The following is a 24,042-nucleotide window of genomic DNA, read 5'->3' on the forward strand; positions in this document are numbered from 1 at the left end:
CCTCATCACACCGCGAGGAGCGCCACCCATGACCGACCACCGCATAGGCCCGCCCCACTTCGGCAGCGAGCGCGAGATGCTGCGTGCCTTCCTCGATTACCACCGCGCGACGCTGGCCATGAAGTGCGAGGGGCTCGGCGACGAGGAACTGCGCAGCCGGTCGATGCCGCCGTCCACGCTCTCGCTGCTCGGCCTCGTACGGCACATGGCCGAGGTCGAACGGACCTGGTTCCGCCGGGTCTTCGAGGACCAGGACATCCCGCTGGTGTGGTCGGACGAGATGGACTTCCAGGCGGCGTACGACGCGAGCGGGTCCACCAGGGCCGAGGCGTTCGGAGCCTGGGAGGCCGAGGTCGAGCACTCCCGGCGGATCGAGCGGGACGCCGGGTCCCTCGACCTCGCGGGCCACCAGCCGCGCTGGGGCGAGGACGTGTCGCTGCGCATGGTCATGCTGCACCTGATCCACGAGTACGCCCGCCACAACGGCCACGCCGACCTCCTGCGCGAGGGCGTCGACGGAACCGTGGGGGCCTGAGGGCCGGGCTCAGCGCCAGGGGATGTTCCGCCAGGGGCTGGCCTCGTGCTCGGTCAGGATCCGGTGCGCGTCGACGTTCTGCTGGTAGTAGCGGCCGTACGACTCCTCGTCGAAACGCAGCACCCGGCCGAGCGCGTACCCCGCGGAGAAGTCCTCCCACGAGCGGTAGGCCGACTTGCTGAGCGCGCCCGCGTGCACGATCGCCTGCTCGGCCTCGTACGGGGTGCAGAACCGGGCCGAGAGCCCCCAGCGCGCCAGGTTCACGGCCCGCCCGTAGTCGTAGGCGACGGTCGTGGTGACGCGGCCGTCCGGCGCGAGCAGCCCGTCCGCCCGGAACCGGGCCTCGTACCGCACGATGCGCCGCACCAGCTCCTCGATGTCCTTGACGGCGCCGTGGCCGACGCCGATGTCCTGGGCGTGCCCGGCGGCCGTCTCGCGCCACAGGTCGACGGGCGGCGCCTCGTCGAGACCGGCCCGCAGCTCCTCGCGCACGCGGAGTACGAAGTCGGGCTCGGCCGGGCTGTTGCGCGCGTCGAGCAGGAAGTCCAACTGCTGCTGCCAGCCCGCCCGGTCGGTGATGTCCCAGGACTCGCGGAGCATCCGGAGCTCGCTGGTGTACTCCTGATAGACCGAGCCCACCTCGTTCCACGGCACGTCGTTGCCGACCGCCAGATGCGCGCCGCAGGCGAGCCCGTACGCGAGCGGACCGCGCAGCGCGCCGTGCCGCAGGCCGATCAGCCGGCCGGGGCGCTCGGCCTCCTCGTGGAGCCGGCGCCACAGGGCCAGGTGGTCGGCGGCGGTGGGCAGGAACAACTGGGCCGGCGTACCGGCGTTGACCGCGAGCAGCGTCCGCCCGTCCAGGAGGCCCGAGTCGGCGATCCACTTGAGCGAGACCCCGTGGAACACCCAGTCCGGATGCCACGGCGGTAGCATCCCCCGGGTCAGCACCGGCTTGCACATCCACCCCGACGCGTCCCGGTAGGCGGGCCAGCGGATCAGGTCGGGCCGCGCGTCGACCTCGGCCTTCGGCGCGGCGATGTAGAGCTCCTCGCGGGCGAGCACCCGTAACTGCGCCGTCACATCGCCGCGCAGCCCCGCCGAGTGCAGCAGCCACTCCGTCTCCGTGGGCGCCGCCCAGTTGGTACCCGTCCCCGTTGCCACGCCCCGATCCTACGAACTCCCTTCCGGCCGCTACCCGGCAGGTACCGGAAACCCGCAGGTCGGGGCGGTGAGTACCGGCTCTGGCGAGTTGCACATTCCCGGACTCCGCTCCCTGACGATCCGGTTCAGGAATCGGCCGAATCCCCAACGCCCGAAGCTCCACCGCTTTCTTCGGCCTCCAAACCGGCCAGGTGCTCGGCGGCACCCATCGCTTCGGCCGCGCCGATGCGCTCGTAGATACCGACGGCTCTCCGAAGTTCCGCCAGGGCGGGTGCTCAGGCCAGGCTGTCCCGCCAGGCGCGGTGCAGGTCGGCGTAGCGGCCGGTGCCCGCGATCAGGTCGGCGGGGGAGCCGTCCTCGACCACGCGGCCGTGCTCCATCACCAGGACCCGGTCCGCGATCTCGACCGTGGACAGGCGGTGCGCGATCACCACCGCCGTACGCCCCTTGAGCACGGTGTGCATGGCGCGCTGCACCGCCCGCTCGCCCGGGATGTCGAGCGAGCTGGTCGCCTCGTCGAGGATCAGGACGGCAGGGTCGGCGAGCAACGCCCGCGCGAAGGCGACCAGTTGGCGCTGGCCGGCCGAGATGCGGCCGCCCCGCTTGCGTACGTCGGTGTCGTAGCCGTCGGGCAGGCCCGCGATGAAGTCGTGCGCGCCGATCGCCTTCGCGGCCTGCTCGATCTCGTCCCGGGTGGCGTCCGGGCGGCCGATCGCGATGTTCTCGGCGACCGTGCCGGAGAACAGGAACGCCTCCTGGGTGACCATGACGACCCCGCGCCGCAGATCCCGTACGGACAGCTCGCGCAGATCCGTGCCGTCGAGCAGCACGCGGCCCGCCGTCGGGTCGTAGAAGCGGGCCAGGAGCTTGGCGAGGGTGGACTTGCCCGCGCCCGTCGAGCCGACCACGGCGACGGTCTGGCCCGCCGGGATGGTCAGGTCGAAGCGGGGCAGCACCTCGCCGCCGGTCCGGTAGCCGAAGCCGACCTGCTCGAACTCGACGCGGCGGCCCGGGAGTCCGGCCGCCCGCTCCGGCAGCGCGGTCGGCTGCGCGGACTCCGGGACGGACGGGGTCTGGGCCAGCAGCCCGGCGACCTTCTCCAGGGAGGCCGCGGCCGACTGGTAGGAGTTGAGGAACATGCCGAGCCGGTCGATGGGGTCGTACAGGCGGCGCATGTACAGCACGGCGGCCGCGAGCACGCCCAGCTCCAGGCTGCCGTCCGCGACCCGCGTGGCACCCCACAACACCATCGCCGCGACGGCCGTGTTGGCCACGAGCCGGGAGCCCACGACGTAGCGCGCCATCTCCAGGATCGCGTCGCCGTTCGCCCGCTCGTGGCGGCGGTTCAGTTCCTGGAACTCGGCGTCGTTGGCCCGCTCGCGCCGGAAGGCCTGCACCGGCCGGATGCCGTTCAGGGTCTCCGCGAACTTGACGATCACCGCGGCGATCGCCGTGGACCGCGCCGCGTACATGGCTCCCGCCCGGCGCTGGTAGAGCCGGATCAGGAAGTGCAGCGGAACGTAGGAGGCGACCGCGAGCGCGCCGATGCCCCAGTCCAGCCACAGCAGCATCGCGCAGATGTAGACCGAGGAGAGGATCACCCCGATCAGCTCCTGCAGGCCCTCGCTGAGCAGTTCCCGCAGCGACTCGACGTCCGTGGTGGACCGCGAGATCAGCCGTCCCGAGGTGTACCGCTCGTGGAAGTCCACGCTCAGCGCCTGCGCGTGCCTAAAGATCCGCCCGCGCAGATCGAGCAGCACGTCCTGGTTGACCCGGGCGGAGGTCTGGATGAACGCGTACTGGAAGAACCCGGAGGCCAGCGCGGACACCAGATACCCGGCGCCCACCGCGAGCAGCGGCCCGTAGTCGTGCGCGCGGAACGCCGGTACGCCCCGGTCGATGGCGTACGCGACGAGCAGCGGGCCCGCCTGGGCCGCGGCCTGCTGCACGACGAGCATCAGCGTCGCGATCACCACGCGCCTGCGCAGCGGCCGCAGCAGGGCCCTGAGCAGCGCGCCGGTCGCCCCCGCAGGCGCGGGCAGCTCGTCGCGATCGAAGGGATCGCCGGCAGCGGGTACCTCGTCCTCCCCGGTGGCGGTCTCCTGCCCGACAGTCGTGGTCATCGCCCGTCCTCCCCCTTGCCGTCATGACGTTCTTCGGCGCCCGACATCAGCCAGGCGTATTCGGCGTTGCCGCGCAGCAGTTCCTGGTGCGTACCGACGGCGGTGATCCGTCCGCCCGACAGCAGGGCGACCCGGTCGGCGAGCATCACGGTGGACGGGCGGTGCGCGACCACCAGCGCGGTGGTGTCCTGAAGCACCCGCCGCAGCGCCGCCTCGACGAGCGCCTCGGTGTGCACGTCCAGGGCCGACAGCGGGTCGTCGAGGATCAGGAACCTCGGCCGCCCCACGACCGCCCGGGCGAGCGCGAGCCGCTGCCGCTGTCCGCCGGACAGGCTGAGCCCCTGCTCCCCGACCTGCGTGTCCACGCCCTGCGGCAGCCGCCGTACGAACTGGGCCTGCGCGATGTCCAGCGCCCGTTCCAGGTCGTCCGGACTCCCGCCGCCCATCAGGACGTTGTCCCCCACGGAGGCCGAGAAGAGGGTGGGCTCCTCGAACGCGACGGACACGAGCCCGCGCAGCCGCTCCCGCGGCATGAGCGCGATGTCCTCCCCGTCGAGAGTGATTCGCCCCCCACTGACCTCGTGCAGACGCGGCACGAGCGCGGTGAGCGTGGTCTTCCCGGACCCGGTCCCCCCGACGAGCGCCATGGTCTCGCCCGCCCGTATGTGCAGATCGATCCGGGAGAGGACCGGTGAGGTTCCGGGGGCCGCGTCGAGATACCGGAACATGACCTCCTCGAAACGGATGCCGAGGTGGGCCGGGGGCGGTTGTGCGGTCCGGTGGTCCGGCCCCCCATCGGTGTCGCTGAGCGTCAATTCGTCCTGGGCCGGTCTTTCGGTGCCGGGCAGCGCGAATGCGGGCCCTCCGGCGATTGAGGAGCAGGGGTCCGGGAGCGGAGCCCCTGGCGCACGGTCCGCGGACGAGGCCGGGCGTTCGAGAACGGGGCTGGGGGCGGAGCCCCGAGCGGGTTCCAGGGGCGCAGCCCCTTGGGGGGCGCCCGGGGGCAGGTCCCCCGAGGGGTGGGTCGTGGAGGCACCCGGCGCCTCCGCCTCCTCCTCCGCGTCCATCGCTTCGAAGAACCGCACCGTCGCCGTCGCGGACTCCTGGCTCATCGCCAGCAGGAACCCGATCGACTCCACCGGCCACCGCAGGGCCAGCGCCGTGGACAGGAACGCCACCAGCGTTCCCGCCGAGAGCTCCCCGTCGGCCACCTGCACCGTGCCGAGCACCAGCGCCGCGCCGATGGCGAGTTCGGGGATCGTGGTGATCAGGCCCCAGAGCCCGGCCAGCAGCCGCGCCTTGGCGAGCTCGGTGCCGCGCAGCCGACGGGAGAGTTCGCGGAAGGCCAGCGCCTGGCTGCGGTGCTGCCCGAACCCCTTGATGATCCGGATGCCGAGCACGCTCTCCTCGACCACCGTCGTCAGGTCGCCCACCTGGTCCTGTGCCTGCCGGGCGACCAGCGAGTACCGGGTCTCGAAGACCGAGCAGAGGACCACCAGCGGGATCACCGGGACGAGCAGCACGAGCCCGAGGCTCCACTGCTGCGACAGCAGGATCGCGAACCCGGCCAGGATCGTCACCCCGTTGACGACGAGGAACGTCAGCGGGAACGCCAGGAACATCCGCAGCAGCATGAGATCCGTCGTGCCGCGCGACAGGAGCTGGCCCGATGCCCACCGGTCGTGGAAGGAGACCGGAAGCCGCTGCACATGCCGGTACAGATCGGCCCGCATGTCCGCCTCGACGCTCGCGAGCGGCCGCGCCACCAGCCACCGCCGGAACCCGAACAGCGCCGCTTCCGCCACCCCGAGCAGCAGCAGGTACAGCGCGCCGAGCCACACCCCGCCGGGGTCGTGGTCGGCCACCGGCCCGTCGACGATCCACTTCAGTACGAGCGGGATCACCAGACCGAGGCAGGAGGCGACGATCGCCACAAATGCCGCACTGAACAGGCGAGTTCGTATGGGGCGTACATACGGCCAGAGCCTCAGGAGCGAGCGCGTGGCCGACGGGTCCTTGGTAGCTGCATGTGTATCGGGCATCGTTGCCGAGCCTACGGACGGCCACTGACAGTGCCCACCGAGTTTCGGACGGGCCCCACTGGTCCGCTGGTCCTAGGACCAACCGGGCGGCTCGGGGGCGCCGTTCCGGGAGCAGGCGTGCAGGAGGTCGTACCGCCCATCAACCGATCGGTTGATGCGGGGTCGAGCGCGATGGGCGATGTGGCGGACCCCCGCCGAACGGGATTCTCGAGCCATGGCAATCATCGAAGTCACCGGAGTGCGCAAGGCATACGGCCGCAGGCCCGCTGTCGACGGCGTCAGCTTTGCCGTGGAAGAGGGCGAGATCTTCGGCATCCTCGGCCCCAACGGCGCGGGCAAGACCACCACCGTCGAGTGCATCGAGGGACTCCGCGTCCCGGACGCCGGGGTGATCCGGGTGGCCGGCCACGACCCGGTCGCCGACCACGACGAGGTGACCCGCATCCTGGGCGCCCAGCTCCAGGAGAGCGAGCTCCAGCCCAAGTTGACCGTGCGCGAGGCCCTCGCGCTGTACGCCGCCTTCTACCCGAACCCCGCCGACTGGCGCCCGCTCGCCGAACGCCTCGGGCTCGGCGAGAAGCTGAACACCCGCTTCGCCAAGCTGTCCGGCGGGCAGAAGCAGCGCCTGTTCATCGCGCTCGCCCTCATCGGCAACCCGCGCGTCGTGGTGCTCGACGAGCTCACCACCGGCCTCGACCCGCGCGCCCGCCGCGACACCTGGGCGCTGATCGAGGACGTACGCCGCAGCGGAGTGACCGTCCTGCTGGTCACCCACTTCATGGAGGAGGCCCAGCGCCTGTGCGACCGGGTCGCCGTGATCGACAAGGGGCGGATCGCCGCCCTGGACACCCCCTCCGGGCTGATCCGGCGTGCGGCCGGCTCCACCGTCATCTCCTTCACCCCCTCCGCCCCGCTCGACGACATCGCCCTCACCGAGCTGCCGCAGGCCGCGGCCGTGGAGGAGAAGCACGGCCGGGTGACCATCCACGGCACCGACGAGACCGTCAACGCCGTGATCACCCTGCTCGCCCGGCACCACATCACCGCCCACCAACTCCGCGTCTCCGAGGCGACCCTCGACGACGCGTTCCTGGACCTGACGGAGGCCTCGGCATGACCACCACCCTCACCCCGCCGCGCCCGGCCCGGGCCGCCCGCACCTCCCGCACGGCCGCCGTCGCCGTACTGAAGACCGAGACCCGGCTGTTCCGGCGCGAGCCCGCCGGACTCTTCTGGATCATGGTGTTCCCGACCGTCCTGCTGGTCGTGCTCGGCTCGATCCCCGGCTTCCGCGACCCCGACAAGGCGCTCGGCGGCATCCGCTTCGTCGACGCCTACGTCCCCGTCGCCGTACTCCTCTCCATGATCATGGCGGGCCTCCAGGCCATGCCGCCGGTCATCACCGGATACCGCGAGCGCGGCATCCTGCGCCGCATGTCGGCCACCCCCGTCCGCCCGTCCGCCCTGCTCGGCGCCCAGATGGGGCTGCACGGCGCGGCCGCGCTGATCTCCGCCCTCCTCTCCCTCACGGTGGGCCGGCTCGCCTTCCACGTGGCGCTGCCGCACCAGCTCTTCGGATACGCCCTCGGCCTGCTGCTCGCCGTCCTGAGCGCGCTCGCCCTCGGAGCCCTGGTCTCCGCCCTCTCCCGTACCTCGAAGGTCGCCAACGCCATCGGCTCGGCGGTGTTCTTCCCGATGATGTTCAGCGCGGGCGTCTGGCTGCCCGTCCAAGCCATGCCCGACACGCTGGGCCGCATCGTCGAGCTGCTGCCCTTCGGCGCCGCCGCCCAGGCCCTCAACGAGGCAGCGGCCGGCAGCTGGCCCGGCTGGGACCACCTCGGCATCCTCGCCCTGTGGACCGTGCTCCTCTCGGCGGCCGCGACCCGCTGGTTCCGGTGGGAATGACAGCCGTGTCCTTCTGGAGCGGCTCCGTGGACAGCTTCGGCGTGGACGAGACTGGGGCCATGAGCAACGGGGCGAGCACGGCGAAGTCGGATCCGGTGGAGGAACGCTGGGAGGCGTTCCACCGCTGGGGCCCCTATGGACTGCTCTTCATCGGCTGCCTCGCCGCCGCGGCCACCGCCGACCTGGTGATGAGCACCGCCGACCGCTGGGCCGCCCTCGCCCTGGCCGGCGGCGCCCTGCTGCTCCAGCTCTGCTGGGGCCATCTGCGCCGCACCCGGCCGGGACCGAGCGTCGCGGGCGCCGTCTACTACTTCTTGCGCTGGTCCATCGCCTTCGCGCTCACCTGGCTCAACCCGTTCTTCGCGTTCTACGCCGTCGTCGGCTACTTCGGCGCCCAGGCGGTGCTGCCCCGGCGCCTGGTGAGGATCGGCCTGTTCGCGACCGCGGTGATCATGGCCGGCTCCCAGTCCGGCGGTCTTCCGCCCAAGGGCTCCATGGGGTGGGTGGTGTTCGGCGCCGTCCTCGCCATCAACTGCGTACTCCTCACCGTATTCAGCCATCTCGCCGCCCAGGAGGACGAGCGGGCCCGGGTGCAGATCGCGACCATCGACGAGCTGGAGACCACCAACGCCCGGCTCCAGCAGGCCCTCGACGAGAACGCCGCCCTGCACGCCCAACTCCTGCTCCAGGCAAGGGAAGCGGGCGTCGCCGACGAACGCCGTCGGCTCGCCGCCGAGATCCACGACACCATCGCCCAGGGCCTGGCCGGCATCATCGCCCAGCTCCAGGTGGTCACCAGCAGCACCGACCCCGACCTCGTACGCGAACACCTCGCCAGCGCCCAGTCGCTCGCCCGGCACAGCCTCGGCGAGGCCCGCCGCTCGGTGCAGAACCTCAGCCCCCTCGACCTCGAACACGACGCCCTGCACAAGGCGTTGAAGAAGACCGTCGCCGAATGGGGCACCCGGCACGGGGTCCGCGCCGACTTCACTGTGACCGGCACCGCCGTGCAGCTCCACGACGAGATCGAGGCCACCCTCCTCCGCATCGCCCAGGAGGCCCTCGCCAACGCGAGCCGTCACGCCCACGCGACCCGTGTCGGCGTCACGCTGTCCTTCATGGGCGACGAGGTCTCCCTCGACGTCCGCGACGACGGCCGGGGCTTCGACCCGCTGAGCCTGCCGGCCCGCTCCGGCACAGGCGGCTTCGGCCTCGACGGCATGCGCGCCCGGGCCGAACGCATCGCCGGCACGGTCACCGTGGAAGCGGAGCCCGGCCATGGCACCGCGGTCTCCGCCCGCGTACCGTTGGTCCCCCATGACCACTGACGCCACCATCACCCTCCTGATCTGCGACGACCACCCCGTAGTGCGGGACGGTCTGCGCGGCATGTTCGCCTCGGCCGACGGCTTCGAGGTCCTCGGCGAGGCCTCCAACGGAGTCGAGGGCGTAGACCTCGCCGAGCAACTCGACCCGGACGTCGTCCTGATGGACCTGCGGATGCCCGGTGGCGGGGGAGTGGCCGCGATCGCGGAGCTCACCCGGCGCGGGCTGCGCTCCAAGGTCCTCGTCCTCACCACATACGACACCGACTCGGACACCCTCCCCGCGATCGAGGCGGGCGCCACCGGCTACCTCCTCAAGGACGCCCCGCGCGAGGAACTGTTCACCGCCGTGCGGGCCGCCGCCGCGGGCCGCACGGTGCTCTCTCCGGCCGTCGCGTCCCGCCTGGTCACGGCGGTCCGCACGCCCGCAGTGCCCGCCGGTGAACCTCTCTCGGGCCGCGAGCGCGAGGTCCTCGCCCTCGTCTCCAAGGGCACGTCCAACCGGGAGATCGCGCGGGCCCTGTTCATCAGCGAGGCCACCGTGAAGACCCATCTGACGCACATCTACGGCAAGTTGGGCGTCAAGGACCGGGCCGCCGCGGTGGCGGTGGCGTACGACCGGAAGATCCTCGGCTGACCGAAGCCTCTCGCGCCGCCCCCGCCGGAGCCCTCACCAGACCCCGGGTATCAGCCGGGGCGTGGTGGCCGCGTACTCCGTGTACGCGGTGCCCAGCGCCTCGGAGAGGAGCTTCTCCTCCACGTGGATGCGGTATCCGAGCGCCAGGGCGCCGCCCGCCGCGAACACCAGGAGCGCCGCCGCGTTGTCGTACGTCACCCCGAGGGCGAGCCCGGCCAGCGCGATGCCGCTGTACGCGGGATGGCGCACCCAGCGGTACGGGCCAGAGCGCACCACCTGGTGGTCCTGCTGGACGTGGACCGTGCCCCGGAAGAAGCGACCCAGGGCGACGATGGCCCAAAGGCGCAGGCCTATCCCGGCCCAGGCGACGATCAGCACCGCCAGGCGGGCCCCCGTCGAGGTCGTCGAATAGTCCAGCGCCGGGGCGGCGTGGGCGACCGGACGGGCCGCCCAGCCTGCCGCGCCCAGCGCCACGACGAAGAGCAGCAGGCTGCGCCACTCGGTGCGCTCGGTGGGCGCGCTGCTCATCAACTGGCGTACCTGGAGGGCCAGTTCGCAGGCCAGCCATGCGTACAGGGTGATCCGCAGGGCCAGCTCGATGTCGTTGTTCATGCCGTACCACTCCCTCGTCGCCCGCCGATGGCTCCGGCACGTTCGACGATCGCAGCCGGGGTGGGTGGAGCGGATCGGCCCGCGGGTGGACCGCGGGTGGAGATTTCCACCGCCGCCCCCCGGTCGGCCCTCTCCCTCCTGTCTCGACCCGGCCCGGCCAGCTCCGTCCGGCGAGCCCGCCCTACCCCGCCACCTTCAGCACAAGCACCGACCGGGCGGGCAGCGTCACCGTCTCGCCGCCCCGGTGCACCCGCCCCGGCGCCTCGGCCTGTTCCTCCTCCGAGGTGTCCACGACCAGCTCGTACGAGGCGGCCCATGGCGGCCCCGGCAGCACGCAGCCCGCCGGGCGGTCCGCCGAGTGCAGCAGGATCAGGAAGCTGTCGTCGGTCACCGGCGCGCCCCGCGCGTCACGCCCCGGGATGTCGCGGCCGGACAGATACAGGCCCAGCGTCGCGGTGGGCGCGTACCAGTCCTGCTCCGTCATCTCCTCGCCCCGCGCGGTGAACCACGCCAGATCCCGCAGCCCGTCCGCGCCCTGCGCCCGGCCGGAGAAGAAGGCGCGGCGGCGCAGCACCGGATGCCGGTGCCTCAACTCGACCAGGCGGGTGGCCAGTTCGAGCAGCCCGCGCGGCCCCGGCTTCTCCAGGAGCGACCAGTCGACCCAGCTCACCTCGCCGTCCTGGCAGTACGCGTTGTTGTTGCCGCCCTGGGTGCGGCCCATCTCGTCGCCCGCGACCAGCATCGGCACGCCCGTCGACACCAGCAGCGTGGTCAGCAGGTTCCGCAGCTGGCGCCGCCGCAGCGCGTTGATCCGGGGGTCGTCGGTCTCGCCCTCCACCCCGCAGTTCCAGGCCCGGTTGTCGTTGGTGCCGTCCCGGTTGCCCTCCCCGTTCGCCTCGTTGTGCTTGCGCTCGTACGACACCAGGTCGCGCAGCGTGAAACCGTCGTGCGCGGTCACGAAGTTGATCGACGCGTACGGGCGCCGGCCGCCCCAGGCGTACAGGTCGCTGGAGCCCGAGAGGCGGTAGCCGAGGTCGCGCACGTCCGGCAGCGCGCCCCGCCAGAAGTCCCGTACGGCGTCCCGGTAGCGGTCGTTCCACTCGGTCCACAGCGGCGGGAAGGAGCCCACCTGGTAGCCGCCGTTGCCCACGTCCCACGGTTCGGCGATCAGTTTCACGCGGCGCAGCACCGGGTCCTGGGCGATCACCGCGAGAAAGGGCGACAGCATGTCGACGTCGTGCATCGAGCGGGCAAGGGCCGCGGCCAGGTCGAACCGGAAGCCGTCCACGCCCATCTCGGTCACCCAGTAGCGCAGCGAGTCCGTGATCAGGCGCAGGACATGGGGCTGGACCACATGGAGGGTGTTGCCGCAGCCCGTGTAGTCGGCGTAGCGGCGGGCGTCGGACTGGAGGCGGTAGTAGCCGCGGTTGTCGATGCCGCGCAGGGACAGCGTCGGCCCCAGCTCCCCGGCCTCTGCCGTGTGGTTGTAGACCACGTCGAGGATGACCTCGATGCCGGCCGCGTGCAGCGCCCGCACCATCCGCTTGAACTCGCCGACCTGCTGCCCCGCGGTCCCGGTCGCCGAGTAGCCGGCGTGCGGAGCGAAGTACCCGATCGAGTTGTAACCCCAGTAGTTTCGAAGGCCGCGCCGCAGCAAATGGTCCTCGTGCGCGAACTGGTGCACCGGAAGCAGCTCCACCGCCGTCACGCCGAGCCGCACCAGATGGTCGATCGCCGCCGGGTGCGCGAGCCCCGCGTACGTGCCGCGCAGCGGCTCGGGGATCTCCGGGTGCAGCCGGGTGAAGCCGCGTACGTGCAGCTCGTAGATGACCGAGTCGGACCAGGGCGTCTTGGGGCGGCGGTCGTCCGCCCAGTCGTCGTCGTCCTGCACCACCACGCCCTTGGGGACGTGCGGCGCCGAGTCGCGGTCGTCGCGCACGGTGTCGGCGACCTGCTGCTGCGGCCAGTCCCGGACGTGTCCGTACACCTCGGGCGGCAGCACGAAGTCGCCGTCCACGGCCCGCGCGTACGGGTCGAGCAGCAGTTTCGCCGGGTTCCAGCGGGCCCCCGTCCAGGGGTCCCAGCGCCCGCGCACCCGGAACCCGTAGCGCTGCCCGGGTCGTACGCCCGGCACGAAGCCGTGCCAGATCTCATGGGTCAGTTCCGTCAGCGCGAGCCGTGTCTCGGTGCCCGCCGCGTCGAACAGGCACAGCTCGACCGACTCGGCGCCGCCCGCCCACAGCGCGAAATTGGTGCCCGCGACGCCGTCCGGGCCGACCCGGAAGCGGGCCCCGAGCGGGGTCGGCGAGCCCGGCCAGACAGGGGGGCGCAGGGCCCCCGGTTCACCCCGGTGGCCGTTCACGGCGGGGTGAAGGGGGCGCTGCCCCTCCGTGCCGGGCGCACCGCCCACGGCACCCCGCACTGCCCTCTGCTCGGCTGCGCTCGACACCTGACGGCCTCCCGCGGCTCGGCGCAGGGCAGCACGCGGCGTCCCGGCCGCGGCTCCCCTTGCGTGTCCCTGCACCTGTTCTTCCCGCAACAGCCCTCGTACTCACGTTTCCCCCGGCGGGGGGCGGTCGTTGGGCGGGGCGTGAGAGACGTACTGAAGCGGGCAGGGGCGGGCGCGGCCGCCGCCCTGGCATGGGCAGGACTGACGGCGGTCCTGGTGACCGCGCTGACCGGGTGCTCGGGCGGCGCCCTGGACATCGGCGACATCGGGGGCAAGCCGTTGACGCCGAAGGAGGCCATTCTGGTGACTCCGGACGACGGGGCCAAGGCGGTCACGGCGGACCAGAAGGTGGAGGTGCGGGTGCCGGCCGGGCGCCTGGAGCGGGTCAAGATGATGAAGACGGAGGACGCGCAGCCCGAGGAGGTGCCGGGCAAGGTCTCCGCGGACGGGATGACGTGGACGCCGAGCGGCGGTGCGCTTCAGCTGGCCGCGCTGTACACGGTGGACACGGTGGCGCTCGACGGCCACGGCCACCGCCAGGCTCGCCACACCAGCTTCACCACGTTCGTCCCGGAGCACCGGTTCATCGGCTACTTCAAGCCCGAGAACCGCTCCACGGTGGGCGTCGGCATGATCGTGTCGTTCAACTTCAATCAGGCGATCAAGGACCGGGCGGCCGTCGAGCGCGCCATCAGGATCACCTCCCAGCCTCCGGTGGAGGTGCGGGGCCACTGGTTCGGCAACGACCGGATCGACTTCCGGCCCGAGAGGTACTGGGCGCCCGGCACCAAGGTCACCATCGACATGCGGTTGCGCGACGTCGTCGCGGCGCCCGGCGTCTACGGCATCCAGGACAAGACGGTTTTCTTCACCGTCGGGCGCGACCAGGAATCCCTCGTGGATGCCGAGGCACACACCATGGAGGTGCGGCGCGGCGGCGAGCTGGTCTCCACCCTGCCGATCTCGGCGGGGTCGCCGAAGAACACCACGTACAACGGGAAGATGGTCGTCACGGAGATGTACGACGTGACCCGGATGAACAGTCAGACCGTCGGCTTCGGGGGCGAGTACGACATTCCGGATGTGCCGCACGCCATCCGGCTGACCAACACCGGCACCTTCCTGCACGGCAACTACTGGGCCCCCTCCAGGACCTTCGGCAACTCCAACACCAGCCATGGATGCGTCGGTCTGCGCGATGTGAAGGGCGGCAGCTCGGACACCCCGGCCGGCTGGTTCTTCGACCGCACCCTCATCGGCGACATCGTCGAGGTCGTCAACTCCCACGACCACCAGGTCGCTCCCGACAACGGGCTCAGTGGCTGGAACCTGGACTGGGCGAAGTGGAAGGCGGGCTCCGCGATCTCCTGAATTCCCCTCACCCCTCGAACGCACGGCCCCTGACCGTTCCCGGTTAACCCACCGGGAACGGTTTCTGTGTTTCACCTGAGAGTTCCAGGACAAGTTGGCACTGAACGGTGACATAGGAGGGGAGGTCGGGGCCCGTCCAGTGTGATTATCTATCGCCGTGCGTGCGCGAGGACGTGCGCGGGGGTGAGTGAGTACGGGCGGTGGCGGGGCCACGCCGTGCGAGGGGAGAAGAAAGTCTTGAACGGGCAGCCTATTTCGGGGGCGCCGGCCGCGGCCGGACGGCGCGGTCGCCAGGGAAGCGCACTGCTGGCCCTCCTCTTCGGGGCGATGCTGCTCCTCGTCACCGCCTGCGGCGGGGGCGACGGTTCCAGCTCCAAGGCCAAGGCGGGCGGCGCAGGCGCCGCCGAGGACACCAAGGCCTCCGAGGCCGTGGTCACCATCGTGCCGGCGGACAAGGCCAAGGACGTGGCCACCAGCGGCGCGCTGAAGATATCCGCCGACAAGGGCAAGCTGTCCGCCGTCACGGTGGCCGACAGCAAGGGCAACGCGGTCGCCGGGAAGATATCCGCGGACGGCCTCGGCTGGGCCCCGGACCAGCACCTCGCCTCCGCGACGCAGTACAAGGTCCACGCGGTCGCCAAGGACGACAAGGGCCGCGAGTCCGCCAAGGACACCACCTTCACCACCCTCGTGCCGACCAACACCTTCATCGGCCAGTACGTGCCCGAGGACGGCTCCACCGTCGGCGTCGGTATGCCGGTCTCCGTCAACTTCAGCCGCGGCATCACCAACCCGGACGCGGTCGAGAAGGCGATCACCGTGACGGCCGAGCCGTCCGTCCCGGTCGAGGGCCACTGGTTCGGCAACGACCGCCTCGACTTCCGTCCCGAGAAGTACTGGGCGCCCGGCACCAAGGTCACCGTCAAGTTCAACCTCGACGGCGTCGAGGGCCGCCCCGGTGTCTACGGCAAGCAGACCCGCACCATCCACTTCACCATCGGCCGCTCGCAGGTCTCCACCGTGGACGCGAGCGCCCACACCATGAAGGTGGAGCGCGACGGCAAGCCCCTGAAGACCATCCCGATCAGCGCGGGCTCCCCGGCGAACACCACGTACAACGGGCAGATGGTCATCAGCGAGAAGTACGAGGTGACCCGGATGAACGGCGCCACCGTCGGCTTCGGCGGCGAGTACGACATCAAGGACGTGCCGCACGCGATGCGTCTGTCGAGCTCCGGCACCTTCATCCACGGCAACTACTGGGGCGATCCGTCGGTGTTCGGCTCGGCCAACACCAGCCACGGCTGCGTCGGTCTGGAGGACGCGCGCGGTGCGGGCGACCCGTCCACGCCCGCCGCCTGGTTCTACAACAACACCCTGATCGGCGACGTGGTCGTCGTGAAGAACTCCAAGGACAAGGTCATCCAGCCCGACAACGGCCTCAACGGCTGGAACCTCTCCTGGGCGGAGTGGACCAAGTAGCCCGGTAAGGCAACTCCGCGACGGGCCCGGTGCCGTGAGGCTGTGAATCCGGGGGGTCGGCCCCCCAAACATCCCACGCACCGGGTCCGTTGTCGTTAGTGACCGTTAACCTGCCTCCATGACTGTGAACCTCGAAGTTTCCGAAGGCGTCGGCACCATCCGCCTGGACCGCCCCCCGATGAACGCTCTCGACATCGCGAGCCAGGACAGACTGCGCGAGCTCGCCGAAGAGGCGGCCCGGCGCGAGGACGTGCGGGCGGTGGTCCTGTACGGCGGCGAGAAGCTGTTCGCGGCGGGCGCGGACATCAAGGAGATGCAGGCCATGGACCACGCGTCGATGGTCGTACGCGGCCGGGCGCTGCAGGACTGCTTCACCGCCGTCGCCAAGATCCCCAAGCCGGTCGTCGCGGCCGTCACCGGCTACGCGCTGGGCGGTGGCTGCGAGTTGGCGCTGTGCGCCGACTTCCGCATCGCCGGTGAGAACGCGAAGCTCGGCCAGCCCGAGATCCTGCTCGGCCTCATCCCGGGCGCCGGCGGCACGCAGCGCCTCGCGCGCCTGGTGGGCCCGTCCAAGGCCAAGGACCTCATCTTCACCGGCCGCCAGGTGAAGGCGGACGAGGCGCTCGCCATGGGCCTGGTCGACCAGGTGGTGCCGGCCGCCGAGGTGTACGAGCGGGCCGTCGCCTGGGCCGCGCGGCTCGCCCAGGGCCCGGCCATCGCGCTGCGTGCCGCCAAGGAGTCGATCGACACCGGTCTGGAGACGGACATCGACACCGGCCTCGCCGTCGAACGCAACTGGTTCGCGGGCCTGTTCGCGACCGAGGACCGCGAGCGGGGCATGCGCAGCTTCGTCGAGGAGGGTCCGGGCAAGGCCAAGTTCCTCTGAGCGCACGGGAGTTGAGGGGGCGGAGTCAACCGCGGCTGTACATGTGAGGGCGGTGTGTACACCCTGTGGGGGGATTAGCACAGCCTTAAGCGCACCTTAAGGAAAACCCCTTCGGAACGCTTGGTGATCAAGCGAATGCATCACGTCATCGCAGGTCAGAGTGGGTGCATTGCCTCATCGACTGCCCCCGTCATATGCCAGAACGAGCCTCCGGAACGTCAGGTTCCGGAGGCTCGATTCCTTCGGAACGGCCCCGGAGCCCGCCCCGGGCCGCCATGATGGTGCCATGGCGGGGCTGGAGGGTGTGGAACAACCGGCGCAGCGCGTGAGTGCGACCGCGGCACGGTGGATGCCGTCCGCCGACGACGAACTGGCGCTGAAGGCGCTGGAGTTGTTCGGGAATCCGACGGAGGAAGAAGTCCGGCTGCCCTCGCGCCCGGAGTCCGCCGCCACGGCCCGCCGGATCACGCAGTCCGTCGTGCTGCGCCAGTGGGCGCTCTCGCCGACGCTCGCGGAGCACGCGGTGCTCCTCGTCTCCGAGCTCGTCGGCAACGCGGTACGGCACACCGGGGCCCGCGTCTTCGGGCTGCGCATGCTGCGCCGCCGGGGCTGGATCCGGATCGAGGTCCGCGACCCCTCGCGCGGACTGCCCTGTCTGATGCCGGTGCACGAGCTCGACATCAGCGGCCGGGGCCTCTTCCTCGTCGACAAGCTCTCCGACCGATGGGGGGTGGACCTGCTGCCGCGCGGCAAGACCACCTGGTTCGAGATGCGGGTCGCGGACCGCTGAGTCACCGAAGGCCTCGCGGAATCACAGAAGCCCCCTGGCTGCCGGGTGCGGCGCCGCGGGGGCTTCTGTGGAGCGCCGTGGATCTGGGGGGGTGTGATCCACGGCGACTGAAGACGACCTGGCCCGGGTCAATGGGGGTCGTGGCTTCGACTATGACAGATGGGCGGCCCATCATCAAAAGTCCCTAGTCGGACATAGTGCCACGAAGTATCACAGTTTAGCTGTGAATCGTAGGTGAGCTAGAGCACGCGCCTTCTAAAGCATGAATAAATATCGAAGGCGATGAGTGAATCAGCGACTCAGACACCTTCGATCGGCTTCGGTCGGCCGCGACCCGCAGAGGTCCTGAAATGGGTCAATCGTTACCAACCGCCCCTCGCCCCACTTAAATGTCCATGTGCCGAATCCATCACCCCATGCGGTCGACCGCCGCAGCGCCCTGCGGGCCGGGGCGGGCGCGGCCATCGTGGGGGCGTTCACGGCGGGCTGTTCGGACGACAAGGCCGGCGAGCAGCCGGCCGACTCTCCGAAGCCCCAGCCGTCCGCCTCCGCGGCGGTCGCCGCCCCCGCCCGCCCCGAAGCCCCCCGCCCCGCACCGGCCCCCCGCGCCTTTCCCGGGCAGCCGGTCCAGATCAGCAGCGGACCCCGGGCCCGCCCGCAGGTCGCGCTCACCTTCCACGGCCAGGGCGATCCCAAGATCGCCACCACTCTGCTCGGCGAGGCCGAGAAGGCCGGTGCCAAAGTCACCGTCCTCGCCGTCGGCAGCTGGCTCGACGAGCAGCCCGCGATGGCCCGCCGCATCCTCGACGGCGGCCACGAGCTGGGCAACCACACCCAGCACCACATCGACATCGGCGCTCTGAACGAGGCGGAGGCGTACGCCGAGATCACCGGCTGCGCGGACCGGCTGCGCCGGCTCACCGGCTCCATCGGGACGTGGTTCCGGCCCTCCCGTGCCCAGCACGCGACGCCGCTCGTTCAGAAACTGGCCCGGAAGGCGGGGTACCCGCACGTCCTGTCGTACGACGTCGACTCGCTCGACTTCACCTCGCCCGGCGCCTCGGCCGTGACCCGCAACGTCACCGGGCAGATCCGCAACGGATCGGTGGTGAGCCTGCACTTCGGCTATGCGGACACGGTCGCCGCGCTGCCCGCCCTACTCGCCGAACTGGAACGCCGCCGACTGCGCGCGGTCACGACCACGGAGCTGCTGACCTGATGCCGACCGCAACGAAGGCCGTAACGAAGAGGATCACCGTGCTGCTCTCGGCAGCCCTGCTCGCGGCGCTGGCCGGCTGCGGATCGGGTGCCGACCACAAGGACGAGGCGATCGGCACCAAGGCGGCGGTCCCGCCGCCCGTCGTCAAGAAGGCCGTGCCGCAGGGCCTGCCCGGGATGCCGCCCGTCCTGGACCCGAAGGACGCCTATGCCGCGGACCGGCCGAACGCCCTCCAGCCGGCCGTCAAGAACTTCCTGCCGCGCGTGTACGTGCCCAACACCAACTCCAACACGGTGTCCGTGATCGACCCGGCCACGTACAAGGTCGTCGAGACGATTCCGGTCGGCCACCAGCCGCAGCACGTCGTGCCGTCCTGGGACATGAAGACGCTCTGGGTCAACAACGACCTCGGCGACTCGCTCACCGCCATCGACCCGGCGACCGGCAAGACCGGGCGCACCGTCCAGGTCTCGGACCCGTACAACCTCTACTTCACGCCGAACGGCAAGTACGCCGTCGTGATGGCCTCGAAGGACCGCGAGCTCGTCTTCCGCGACCCGGTCACCATGAACCGGGTCAAGACCGTCCCGGTGACCTGCGCGGGCGTCAACCACGCCGACTTCTCCATCGACGGGCGGTACTTCATCGTCTCCTGCGAGTTCTCCGGCGAACTGCTCAAGGTCGACACGGAGAAGATGGAGGTCATCGCCCACCAGAAGCTGCCCTTCGACGGGGCGATGCCGCAGGACGTGAAGATGTCCCCGGACGGCAAGACCTTCTACATCGCCGACATGATGGCGCACGGCATGTGGGTCCTGGACGGCGACAGGTTCACCACGCCGACCCTGCTGCCCACCGGCAAGGGCTGCCACGGCCTCTACATCAGCCGCGACTCCAAGGAGATGTACATCTCCAACCGCGGTGAGGGCACCATCTCCATCTTCGACTTCACCAAGAACAAGCTCACCAAGAAATGGGAGCTGCCGGACGGCGGCAGCCCCGACATGGGCGGCGTCTCCGCCGACGGCAAGGTGCTCTGGCTGTCCGGCCGCTACAACTCCGAGGTGTACGCCATCGACACCGCCACCGGCAAGGAGCTGGCCCGCATCCCGGTCGGCTCGGGCCCGCACGGTCTCGCCGTCTACCCGCAGCCCGGCCGGTACTCGCTCGGCCACACCGGCATCTTCCGCTGAGCGCTGAGCACGAGCACGAACGGGGGCGGTGCCCCGGGGTCCGCCGGCCCCGGGGCACCGCCGTGTCACCACAGCACGGGCAGCCGCTCCGGCAGGCGCTTGACGAAGCCCGTACGCCACACCAGCTGTTCGGCCGGGACCGCGAGGCGCAGCCCCGGCATCCGGTCCACCAGGACCGAGAGCGCCGTCTCGGCGTGCAGCCGGCCAAGACCTGTGGCCGGGCAGGAGTGCCGTCCGGCGCCGAACGAGAGATGCGGGTTGTGCTCCCGGTCGAGGTCGAGGCGCTGGGGGTCGGCGAAGACCTCCGGGTCGAAGTTGGCGCCCTCGACCAGGACGAGCACCAACTCGCCCTTCCGGACGGGGACTTCACCCACCTGTACGTCCTCCAGGGCGAGCCGGGGCAGCCCGTCGCCGATCGACAGGTTCCAGCGCAGGAGCTCGTCCACGGCCCGGCCCATGCGCTCGGGATGCTCGCGCAGGTGGCCGATCAGTTCGGGATGCTGGAGCAGGGCCAGGATCGCGAGGGTCAGGAACGCCGAGGTGGAGACCGCGCCCGTGCTGAACAGGGAAACCGCGACCGCGGCCAGCATCTCGTCGGTGAGGTGTGCCGACTCCGGGTCCTCGCGCAGCGCCGCGAGCCGGCCGAGCAGGCTGTCGGGATCCAGGCCGGGCGCGTCGAGGCGCTCCACCATGTACCCGAGGTCCTTGTACCAGTTGAGCCCGGCGCCCTCGAAGGTGTGCGCGCTGGTCATGTGGGCGGTGTCCAGACCCGACATGAGCCGGCGCCAGTCCGCGAACGGCACCCCGGTCACCTGGCAGTGCAGCGCCGCCGAGAAAGGGTCGGCGAACCCCGCCCGGAGGTCGGCCGGCGGGCCCTCGGTGAGCAGCGCGTCGATCAACTCGCTGGCCCGAAGCCGGAGTTGATCAGCGAGCCCGTCGGCGTCCGGGCTGAGGGACTTCATCACGGCGCTGCACAGGCCGGGGCTGTGGATGTCGCCCATGTTGTTGACGACCTCGGGAGGGATCGTCGGCGCGTACTGCCGCGGCACCCCGGGACTCGCGGTGTCCTTGAGGCTGAACCGCGGGTCCTCCAGGACCTGTTGGGCCAGCGCGTGACTGCTCACCAGCCAGGCGTGGTCGCCGGTGAGCGTGCGCACCCGGGCCACCGGCTGCTTCTCGCGCAGCCACGCGCACTCCTCGGGCAGTACGTCGCCGCGGCGTGAGAGCGGGAAGTCGAGCACGGGCTCGGGGGTCATGCGGCGACTCCTTCCGTGCGCACCACGGCGTAGGCCTGATCGCGGCAGGCGCGCGAGCCGCCGCCCTTCGTGGAGAGGGTGTCGTGGCAACTTCGCAGGAAGGGCCGCACGGTGAATGCTTCAGTTGTGATGGTCACAGCTGTAACGCCCCAGCGCCGCTAGTCCCTGGGTGCCCTGTGCTCCCGGTGTGGCGGCGACAGCATGAAGTTATCCATCAGGTGCGGAGAGTGAGGAAGCGGCGACGTCAAGTTGGCGCGAACTTCTCTTTGTGGGGCGGAAAACCGCCCTTTTGATGTTTCGGACGGTCAGGGGCGCGAGCCGCCCGCTCAGTGCGCGACGAGCAGCGCCTCCGAGCCGACCGGCCGGAAACCCGCAGCCTGGAAGGTGCGTACGCTGCGCGCGTTGCCCGGTGACTGCTGGGCCCAGAGGACCGGTTCGGGCGCCAAGTGCCGTGCGGCCAGGGCGAGTCGGACGCCGAGACCCAGGCCGCGCGCGGACTCGTCGACTTCGATGGCGGCCTCCCAGCGTCCCGCGACGCCCCGGCCGAGTATCAGGACGCCGCCGTCCGCCGCCCAGACCCGTACGTCGTCCCGGTACTTCAGGGCCCGCTCCACCCTCGGATGCTCCGGGTCCTCGATCTCGGTCAGCGCCAGCGGCGGCTCGCCCGGCAGGGCGGGGGCGCAGGTCAGCAGGTCGACGCAGTTCATCGAGCGGCCGGTGCGGGCCATCAGGGCGGCCAGGAACCCGGGGTTCATGGACGCGCCGAGCGGGTCGGCGTCCGTCGCGGCCAGCGTGGCCCGGAGCCAGTCCTCGTCCTCGTCCAGGAAGATCACCGAGTGCGCGGTGAACGCCAGCACGCCCGCGTCGCGCGGCCCCGGCTGCGCCACCACCGTCGTACCGCCGTCGGCCGGCGGGAACCGCCCCGTCGCCGCGGCCGCCAGAATGTCGCCGAGCGTGCCATCCATGAGATTCCCCGTTCCTTTCCGTCCAGAGGCCTTGAGTCTCCACCCACTGGAAACCGGACACTCGACACCATGATCGACGACGGCCCGGAAACCTTCACCATCGGGCAGCTCGCCCGCCGTACCGGACTGCCCGTGCGCACCATCCGGTACTGGTCCGACATCGGCGCCCTGCCGCCCGTCGGCCGCTCCCACGGCGGCTACCGGCTGTACGACGCCGAGTGCGTGGCCCGCCTGGAGCTGGTGCGCACCCTGCGGGAACTGGGGTTCTCCCTGGACGACGTGCGCCGTGTGCTCGCCCGGGAGACCACGGTCGCCGAGGTCGCGACGGCTCATGTCGCGGCCCTCGACGCCCAGATCCGGGCGCTCCGGGTCAGCCGGGCCGTTCTGTCGACCATCGCCCGACGGCAGTCAGACACGGAGGAGACGACCCTCATGAACAAGCTGGCCAGGCTCTCCGCGCGCGAGCGCAAGCAGATCATCGACGACTTCACCGACGAGGTGTTCGCCGGCCTCGACGACACCAACCCGCACTTCCGCGCCCGGGTCCGCGGGGTGGCCGCCGAGCTCCCGGACGACCCCACCCCGCTTCAGGTCGACGCCTGGATCGAGCTGGCCGAACTCGTCGAGGACGAGGGCTTCCGGGCGCTGATGCGGCGGATCGCCGAGACCAACTCCGAGAGCTTCCGGGAGCGCTCGCGCGAACCAGGGGCCTACCTCGCCTTCGCGAAGCAGGTCGCCCTGCTCGCGGGCGGGGCCCAGGAGCGCGGGGTGGCACCCGAAAGCCCCGAGGCCGACGCCCTCCTCACCGAGCTCCTCGGTTCGGGAGCGGACCGGGCCGCCCTCCTGGAGCGGATCGGCGTCAGCCCGGACCTGCGCGTCGAGCGCTATTTCCAGCTGCTCGCCGTCATCAACGGCTACGAGCAGCCGCCGAGCGCGGCCGCCGCCTTCCAATGGCTGGCCGCCGCACTGCGCGTCCACGTCGGCAGCTAATCTGACCCGCGTCAGAAACGCATCAAGCAGTAGGCACCAACAAAGGGGTGGACCCAGTGGCGGACATCGAAGAGGCGCGCAAGGCGTTCGCGAAGCTCGACATCGACGGCGACGGACGCGTCACCGCGAGCGAGTACAAGGCGGTCATGGCGCAGCTGGGCGACTTCCACGTCACCGAGACGGTGGCCCAGGCCATCATCAAGGCCAAGGACGCCAACGGCGACGGCAAGCTCTCCTTCGAGGAGTTCTGGGCCTCGCTGAACAAGTGACGCCGATCGGCCCCGGTGGCGTACTCCCGCTCGCGCGGTACGCCATCGGGGCCGGCCCGGAATAACTCCCCGGGCCCGCAAGTTCTCGGAGCGTGCCAACGCGGCACCATCTCCGGAAGGCCAGCTCATGAAGATCGGCATCATCGGCGCGGGCAACATCGGCGGCAACCTGACCCGCCGCCTCACGGCGCTCGGCCACGAGGTTTCCGTCGCCAACTCCCGTGGCCCGCAGACCCTTTCCGCCCTCGCCGAGGAGACCGGCGCGACCCCGGTCACCGTCGCCGAGGCCGCCAAGGGCGCACAGGTCGTCGTGGTCACCATCCCTCTGAAGCGCGTCCCCGAGCTGCCCAAGGGCTTCCTCGACGGTGCGGCCGACGGCCTGGTCGTCATCGACACCGGGAACTACTACCCGAAGGAGCGCGACGGCCGGATCGACGCGATCGAGGACGGCCTGCCCGAGAGCCGCTGGACCGAGCAGCACATCGGCCACCCGGTGATCAAGGCCTTCAACGGCACGTACGCACAGGATCTGCTCGAGCGGCCGCGCCCGCAGGGCGACCCCGAGCGGATCGCCCTGCCGGTGGCCGGCGACGACGCGGCCGCCAAGCAGCTGGTCCGCGAGCTCGTCGACGAGCTGGGCTTCGACACCGTCGACGCGGGCGGCATCGACGACTCCTGGCGCCAGCAGCCCGCGACCCCGGTCTACGGTCTGCGGGGCAGCGTCGCGGAGGTCACCGAGGCGCTGGCGGCGGCGCCCAGGGAGCGCCCGGCGGCACACAGCTTCTGAGCGACTCCACGGACATGCGGCGAGGTCAGTGCCCTGAACGGGCGC

The 24,042-nt window shown here is 71.1% G+C and carries 21 protein-coding genes; 14 read left to right on the plus strand and 7 right to left on the minus strand.

What is annotated here, in order from left to right:
- Positions 1 to 28: 28 nt before the first annotated feature.
- On the plus strand, positions 29 to 535 hold the full coding sequence (locus IE206_RS20035; RefSeq protein WP_189963842.1) for a DinB family protein: 507 nt from the start codon (positions 29 to 31) through the stop codon (positions 533 to 535).
- 9 nt (positions 536 to 544) lie between these two features.
- Here IE206_RS20035 and IE206_RS20040 read toward each other — a convergent pair whose 3' ends face one another.
- The 3 genes from IE206_RS20040 to IE206_RS20050 form a co-directional block, all read right to left on the minus strand.
- On the minus strand, positions 545 to 1,696 hold the full coding sequence (locus IE206_RS20040; protein WP_189963844.1) for a DUF1266 domain-containing protein: 1,152 nt from the start codon (positions 1,694 to 1,696) through the stop codon (positions 545 to 547).
- A 275-nt stretch (positions 1,697 to 1,971) separates the two neighbouring features.
- Positions 1,972 to 3,819: an ABC transporter ATP-binding protein gene (locus IE206_RS20045; protein WP_189963846.1), complete on the minus strand. Its 1,848-nt coding sequence runs from the start codon at positions 3,817 to 3,819 to the stop codon at positions 1,972 to 1,974.
- Positions 3,816 to 5,861: an ABC transporter ATP-binding protein gene (locus tag IE206_RS20050; protein WP_189963848.1), complete on the minus strand. Its 2,046-nt coding sequence runs from the start codon at positions 5,859 to 5,861 to the stop codon at positions 3,816 to 3,818. The genes IE206_RS20045 and IE206_RS20050 overlap by 4 nt, the downstream gene beginning before the upstream one ends.
- A gap of 214 nt (positions 5,862 to 6,075) precedes the next feature.
- On the opposite strand from IE206_RS20050, the gene IE206_RS20055 reads away from it, so the two are divergent.
- Genes IE206_RS20055 through IE206_RS20070 form a run of 4 tightly spaced genes read left to right on the plus strand, consistent with a single transcriptional unit; the run spans position 6,076 to position 9,728 of the window.
- Positions 6,076 to 6,978, plus strand: coding sequence for an ABC transporter ATP-binding protein (locus tag IE206_RS20055; RefSeq protein WP_189963850.1), 903 nt, complete (start codon positions 6,076 to 6,078; stop codon positions 6,976 to 6,978).
- Positions 6,975 to 7,766, plus strand: a complete 792-nt coding sequence (locus tag IE206_RS20060) for an ABC transporter permease (protein ID WP_189963852.1) — start codon at positions 6,975 to 6,977, stop codon at positions 7,764 to 7,766. The genes IE206_RS20055 and IE206_RS20060 overlap by 4 nt, the downstream gene beginning before the upstream one ends.
- A gap of 59 nt (positions 7,767 to 7,825) precedes the next feature.
- Positions 7,826 to 9,094 (plus strand): sensor histidine kinase, encoded by a 1,269-nt coding sequence (locus tag IE206_RS20065; RefSeq protein WP_189964065.1) that lies wholly within the window; start codon positions 7,826 to 7,828, stop codon positions 9,092 to 9,094.
- Positions 9,084 to 9,728 carry a response regulator gene (locus IE206_RS20070; protein ID WP_189963854.1) on the plus strand — a complete coding sequence of 215 codons (645 nt, stop codon included), beginning with the start codon at positions 9,084 to 9,086 and terminating at the stop codon, positions 9,726 to 9,728. The genes IE206_RS20065 and IE206_RS20070 overlap by 11 nt, the downstream gene beginning before the upstream one ends.
- A 33-nt stretch (positions 9,729 to 9,761) precedes the next feature.
- On the opposite strand, the gene IE206_RS20075 is transcribed toward IE206_RS20070, so the two are convergent.
- Both IE206_RS20075 and glgX read right to left on the minus strand, forming a co-directional pair.
- Positions 9,762 to 10,340, minus strand: coding sequence for a methyltransferase family protein (locus IE206_RS20075; RefSeq protein WP_189963856.1), 579 nt, complete (start codon positions 10,338 to 10,340; stop codon positions 9,762 to 9,764).
- Positions 10,341 to 10,521: 181 nt separating this feature from the next.
- Positions 10,522 to 12,789 carry a glycogen debranching protein GlgX gene (glgX, locus tag IE206_RS20080; RefSeq protein WP_189963858.1) on the minus strand — a complete coding sequence of 756 codons (2,268 nt, stop codon included), beginning with the start codon at positions 12,787 to 12,789 and terminating at the stop codon, positions 10,522 to 10,524.
- A gap of 141 nt (positions 12,790 to 12,930) precedes the next feature.
- Here glgX and IE206_RS20085 point away from each other — a divergent pair, with 141 nt between their 5' ends.
- From IE206_RS20085 to IE206_RS20110, 6 genes are all read left to right on the plus strand, one after another.
- The gene (locus IE206_RS20085; protein ID WP_189963860.1) at positions 12,931 to 14,160 is read left to right on the plus strand and encodes a L,D-transpeptidase; all 1,230 of its coding nucleotides are present in this window, start codon (positions 12,931 to 12,933) and stop codon (positions 14,158 to 14,160) included.
- A 237-nt stretch (positions 14,161 to 14,397) separates the two neighbouring features.
- Positions 14,398 to 15,642 carry a L,D-transpeptidase gene (locus IE206_RS20090; RefSeq protein WP_189963862.1) on the plus strand — a complete coding sequence of 415 codons (1,245 nt, stop codon included), beginning with the start codon at positions 14,398 to 14,400 and terminating at the stop codon, positions 15,640 to 15,642.
- 118 nt (positions 15,643 to 15,760) lie between these two features.
- The gene (locus IE206_RS20095; RefSeq protein WP_189963863.1) at positions 15,761 to 16,528 is read left to right on the plus strand and encodes an enoyl-CoA hydratase/isomerase family protein; all 768 of its coding nucleotides are present in this window, start codon (positions 15,761 to 15,763) and stop codon (positions 16,526 to 16,528) included.
- 286 nt (positions 16,529 to 16,814) lie between these two features.
- Positions 16,815 to 17,318, plus strand: coding sequence for an ATP-binding protein (locus tag IE206_RS20100; RefSeq protein WP_189963864.1), 504 nt, complete (start codon positions 16,815 to 16,817; stop codon positions 17,316 to 17,318).
- 397 nt (positions 17,319 to 17,715) lie between these two features.
- Entirely contained in the window at positions 17,716 to 18,537 is an 822-nt protein-coding gene (locus IE206_RS20105) for a polysaccharide deacetylase family protein (RefSeq protein WP_189963865.1), read from the plus strand.
- Positions 18,537 to 19,730, plus strand: coding sequence for a YncE family protein (locus IE206_RS20110; RefSeq protein WP_189963866.1), 1,194 nt, complete (start codon positions 18,537 to 18,539; stop codon positions 19,728 to 19,730). Before IE206_RS20105 ends, IE206_RS20110 begins: the two co-directional genes overlap by 1 nt.
- A 65-nt stretch (positions 19,731 to 19,795) precedes the next feature.
- On the opposite strand, the gene IE206_RS20115 is transcribed toward IE206_RS20110, so the two are convergent.
- Together IE206_RS20115 and IE206_RS20120 are read right to left on the minus strand one after the other, a co-directional pair.
- Complete coding sequence (locus IE206_RS20115; protein ID WP_189963867.1) at positions 19,796 to 20,986, minus strand: cytochrome P450; 1,191 nt, start codon at positions 20,984 to 20,986, stop codon at positions 19,796 to 19,798.
- A 326-nt stretch (positions 20,987 to 21,312) separates the two neighbouring features.
- The gene (locus IE206_RS20120) at positions 21,313 to 21,951 is read right to left on the minus strand and encodes a GNAT family N-acetyltransferase (RefSeq protein ID WP_189963868.1); all 639 of its coding nucleotides are present in this window, start codon (positions 21,949 to 21,951) and stop codon (positions 21,313 to 21,315) included.
- Positions 21,952 to 22,020: 69 nt separating this feature from the next.
- On the opposite strand from IE206_RS20120, the gene IE206_RS20125 reads away from it, so the two are divergent.
- The 3 genes from IE206_RS20125 (at position 22,021) to IE206_RS20135 (ending at position 23,997) form a co-directional block, all read left to right on the plus strand.
- A complete protein-coding gene (locus IE206_RS20125; RefSeq protein ID WP_189963870.1) occupies positions 22,021 to 22,941 on the plus strand; it encodes a helix-turn-helix domain-containing protein in 921 nt (306 codons plus the stop codon).
- 56 nt (positions 22,942 to 22,997) lie between these two features.
- Positions 22,998 to 23,210: an EF-hand domain-containing protein gene (locus tag IE206_RS20130; RefSeq protein ID WP_053726211.1), complete on the plus strand. Its 213-nt coding sequence runs from the start codon at positions 22,998 to 23,000 to the stop codon at positions 23,208 to 23,210.
- Positions 23,211 to 23,271: 61 nt separating this feature from the next.
- Positions 23,272 to 23,997 (plus strand): NADPH-dependent F420 reductase, encoded by a 726-nt coding sequence (locus IE206_RS20135; RefSeq protein WP_189964067.1) that lies wholly within the window; start codon positions 23,272 to 23,274, stop codon positions 23,995 to 23,997.
- The last annotated feature ends 45 nt before the right edge of the window (positions 23,998 to 24,042 follow it).

This window comes from Streptomyces violascens (genome assembly GCF_014649955.1).
GTDB classification, from domain to species: Bacteria; Actinomycetota; Actinomycetes; order Streptomycetales; family Streptomycetaceae; genus Streptomyces; species Streptomyces violascens.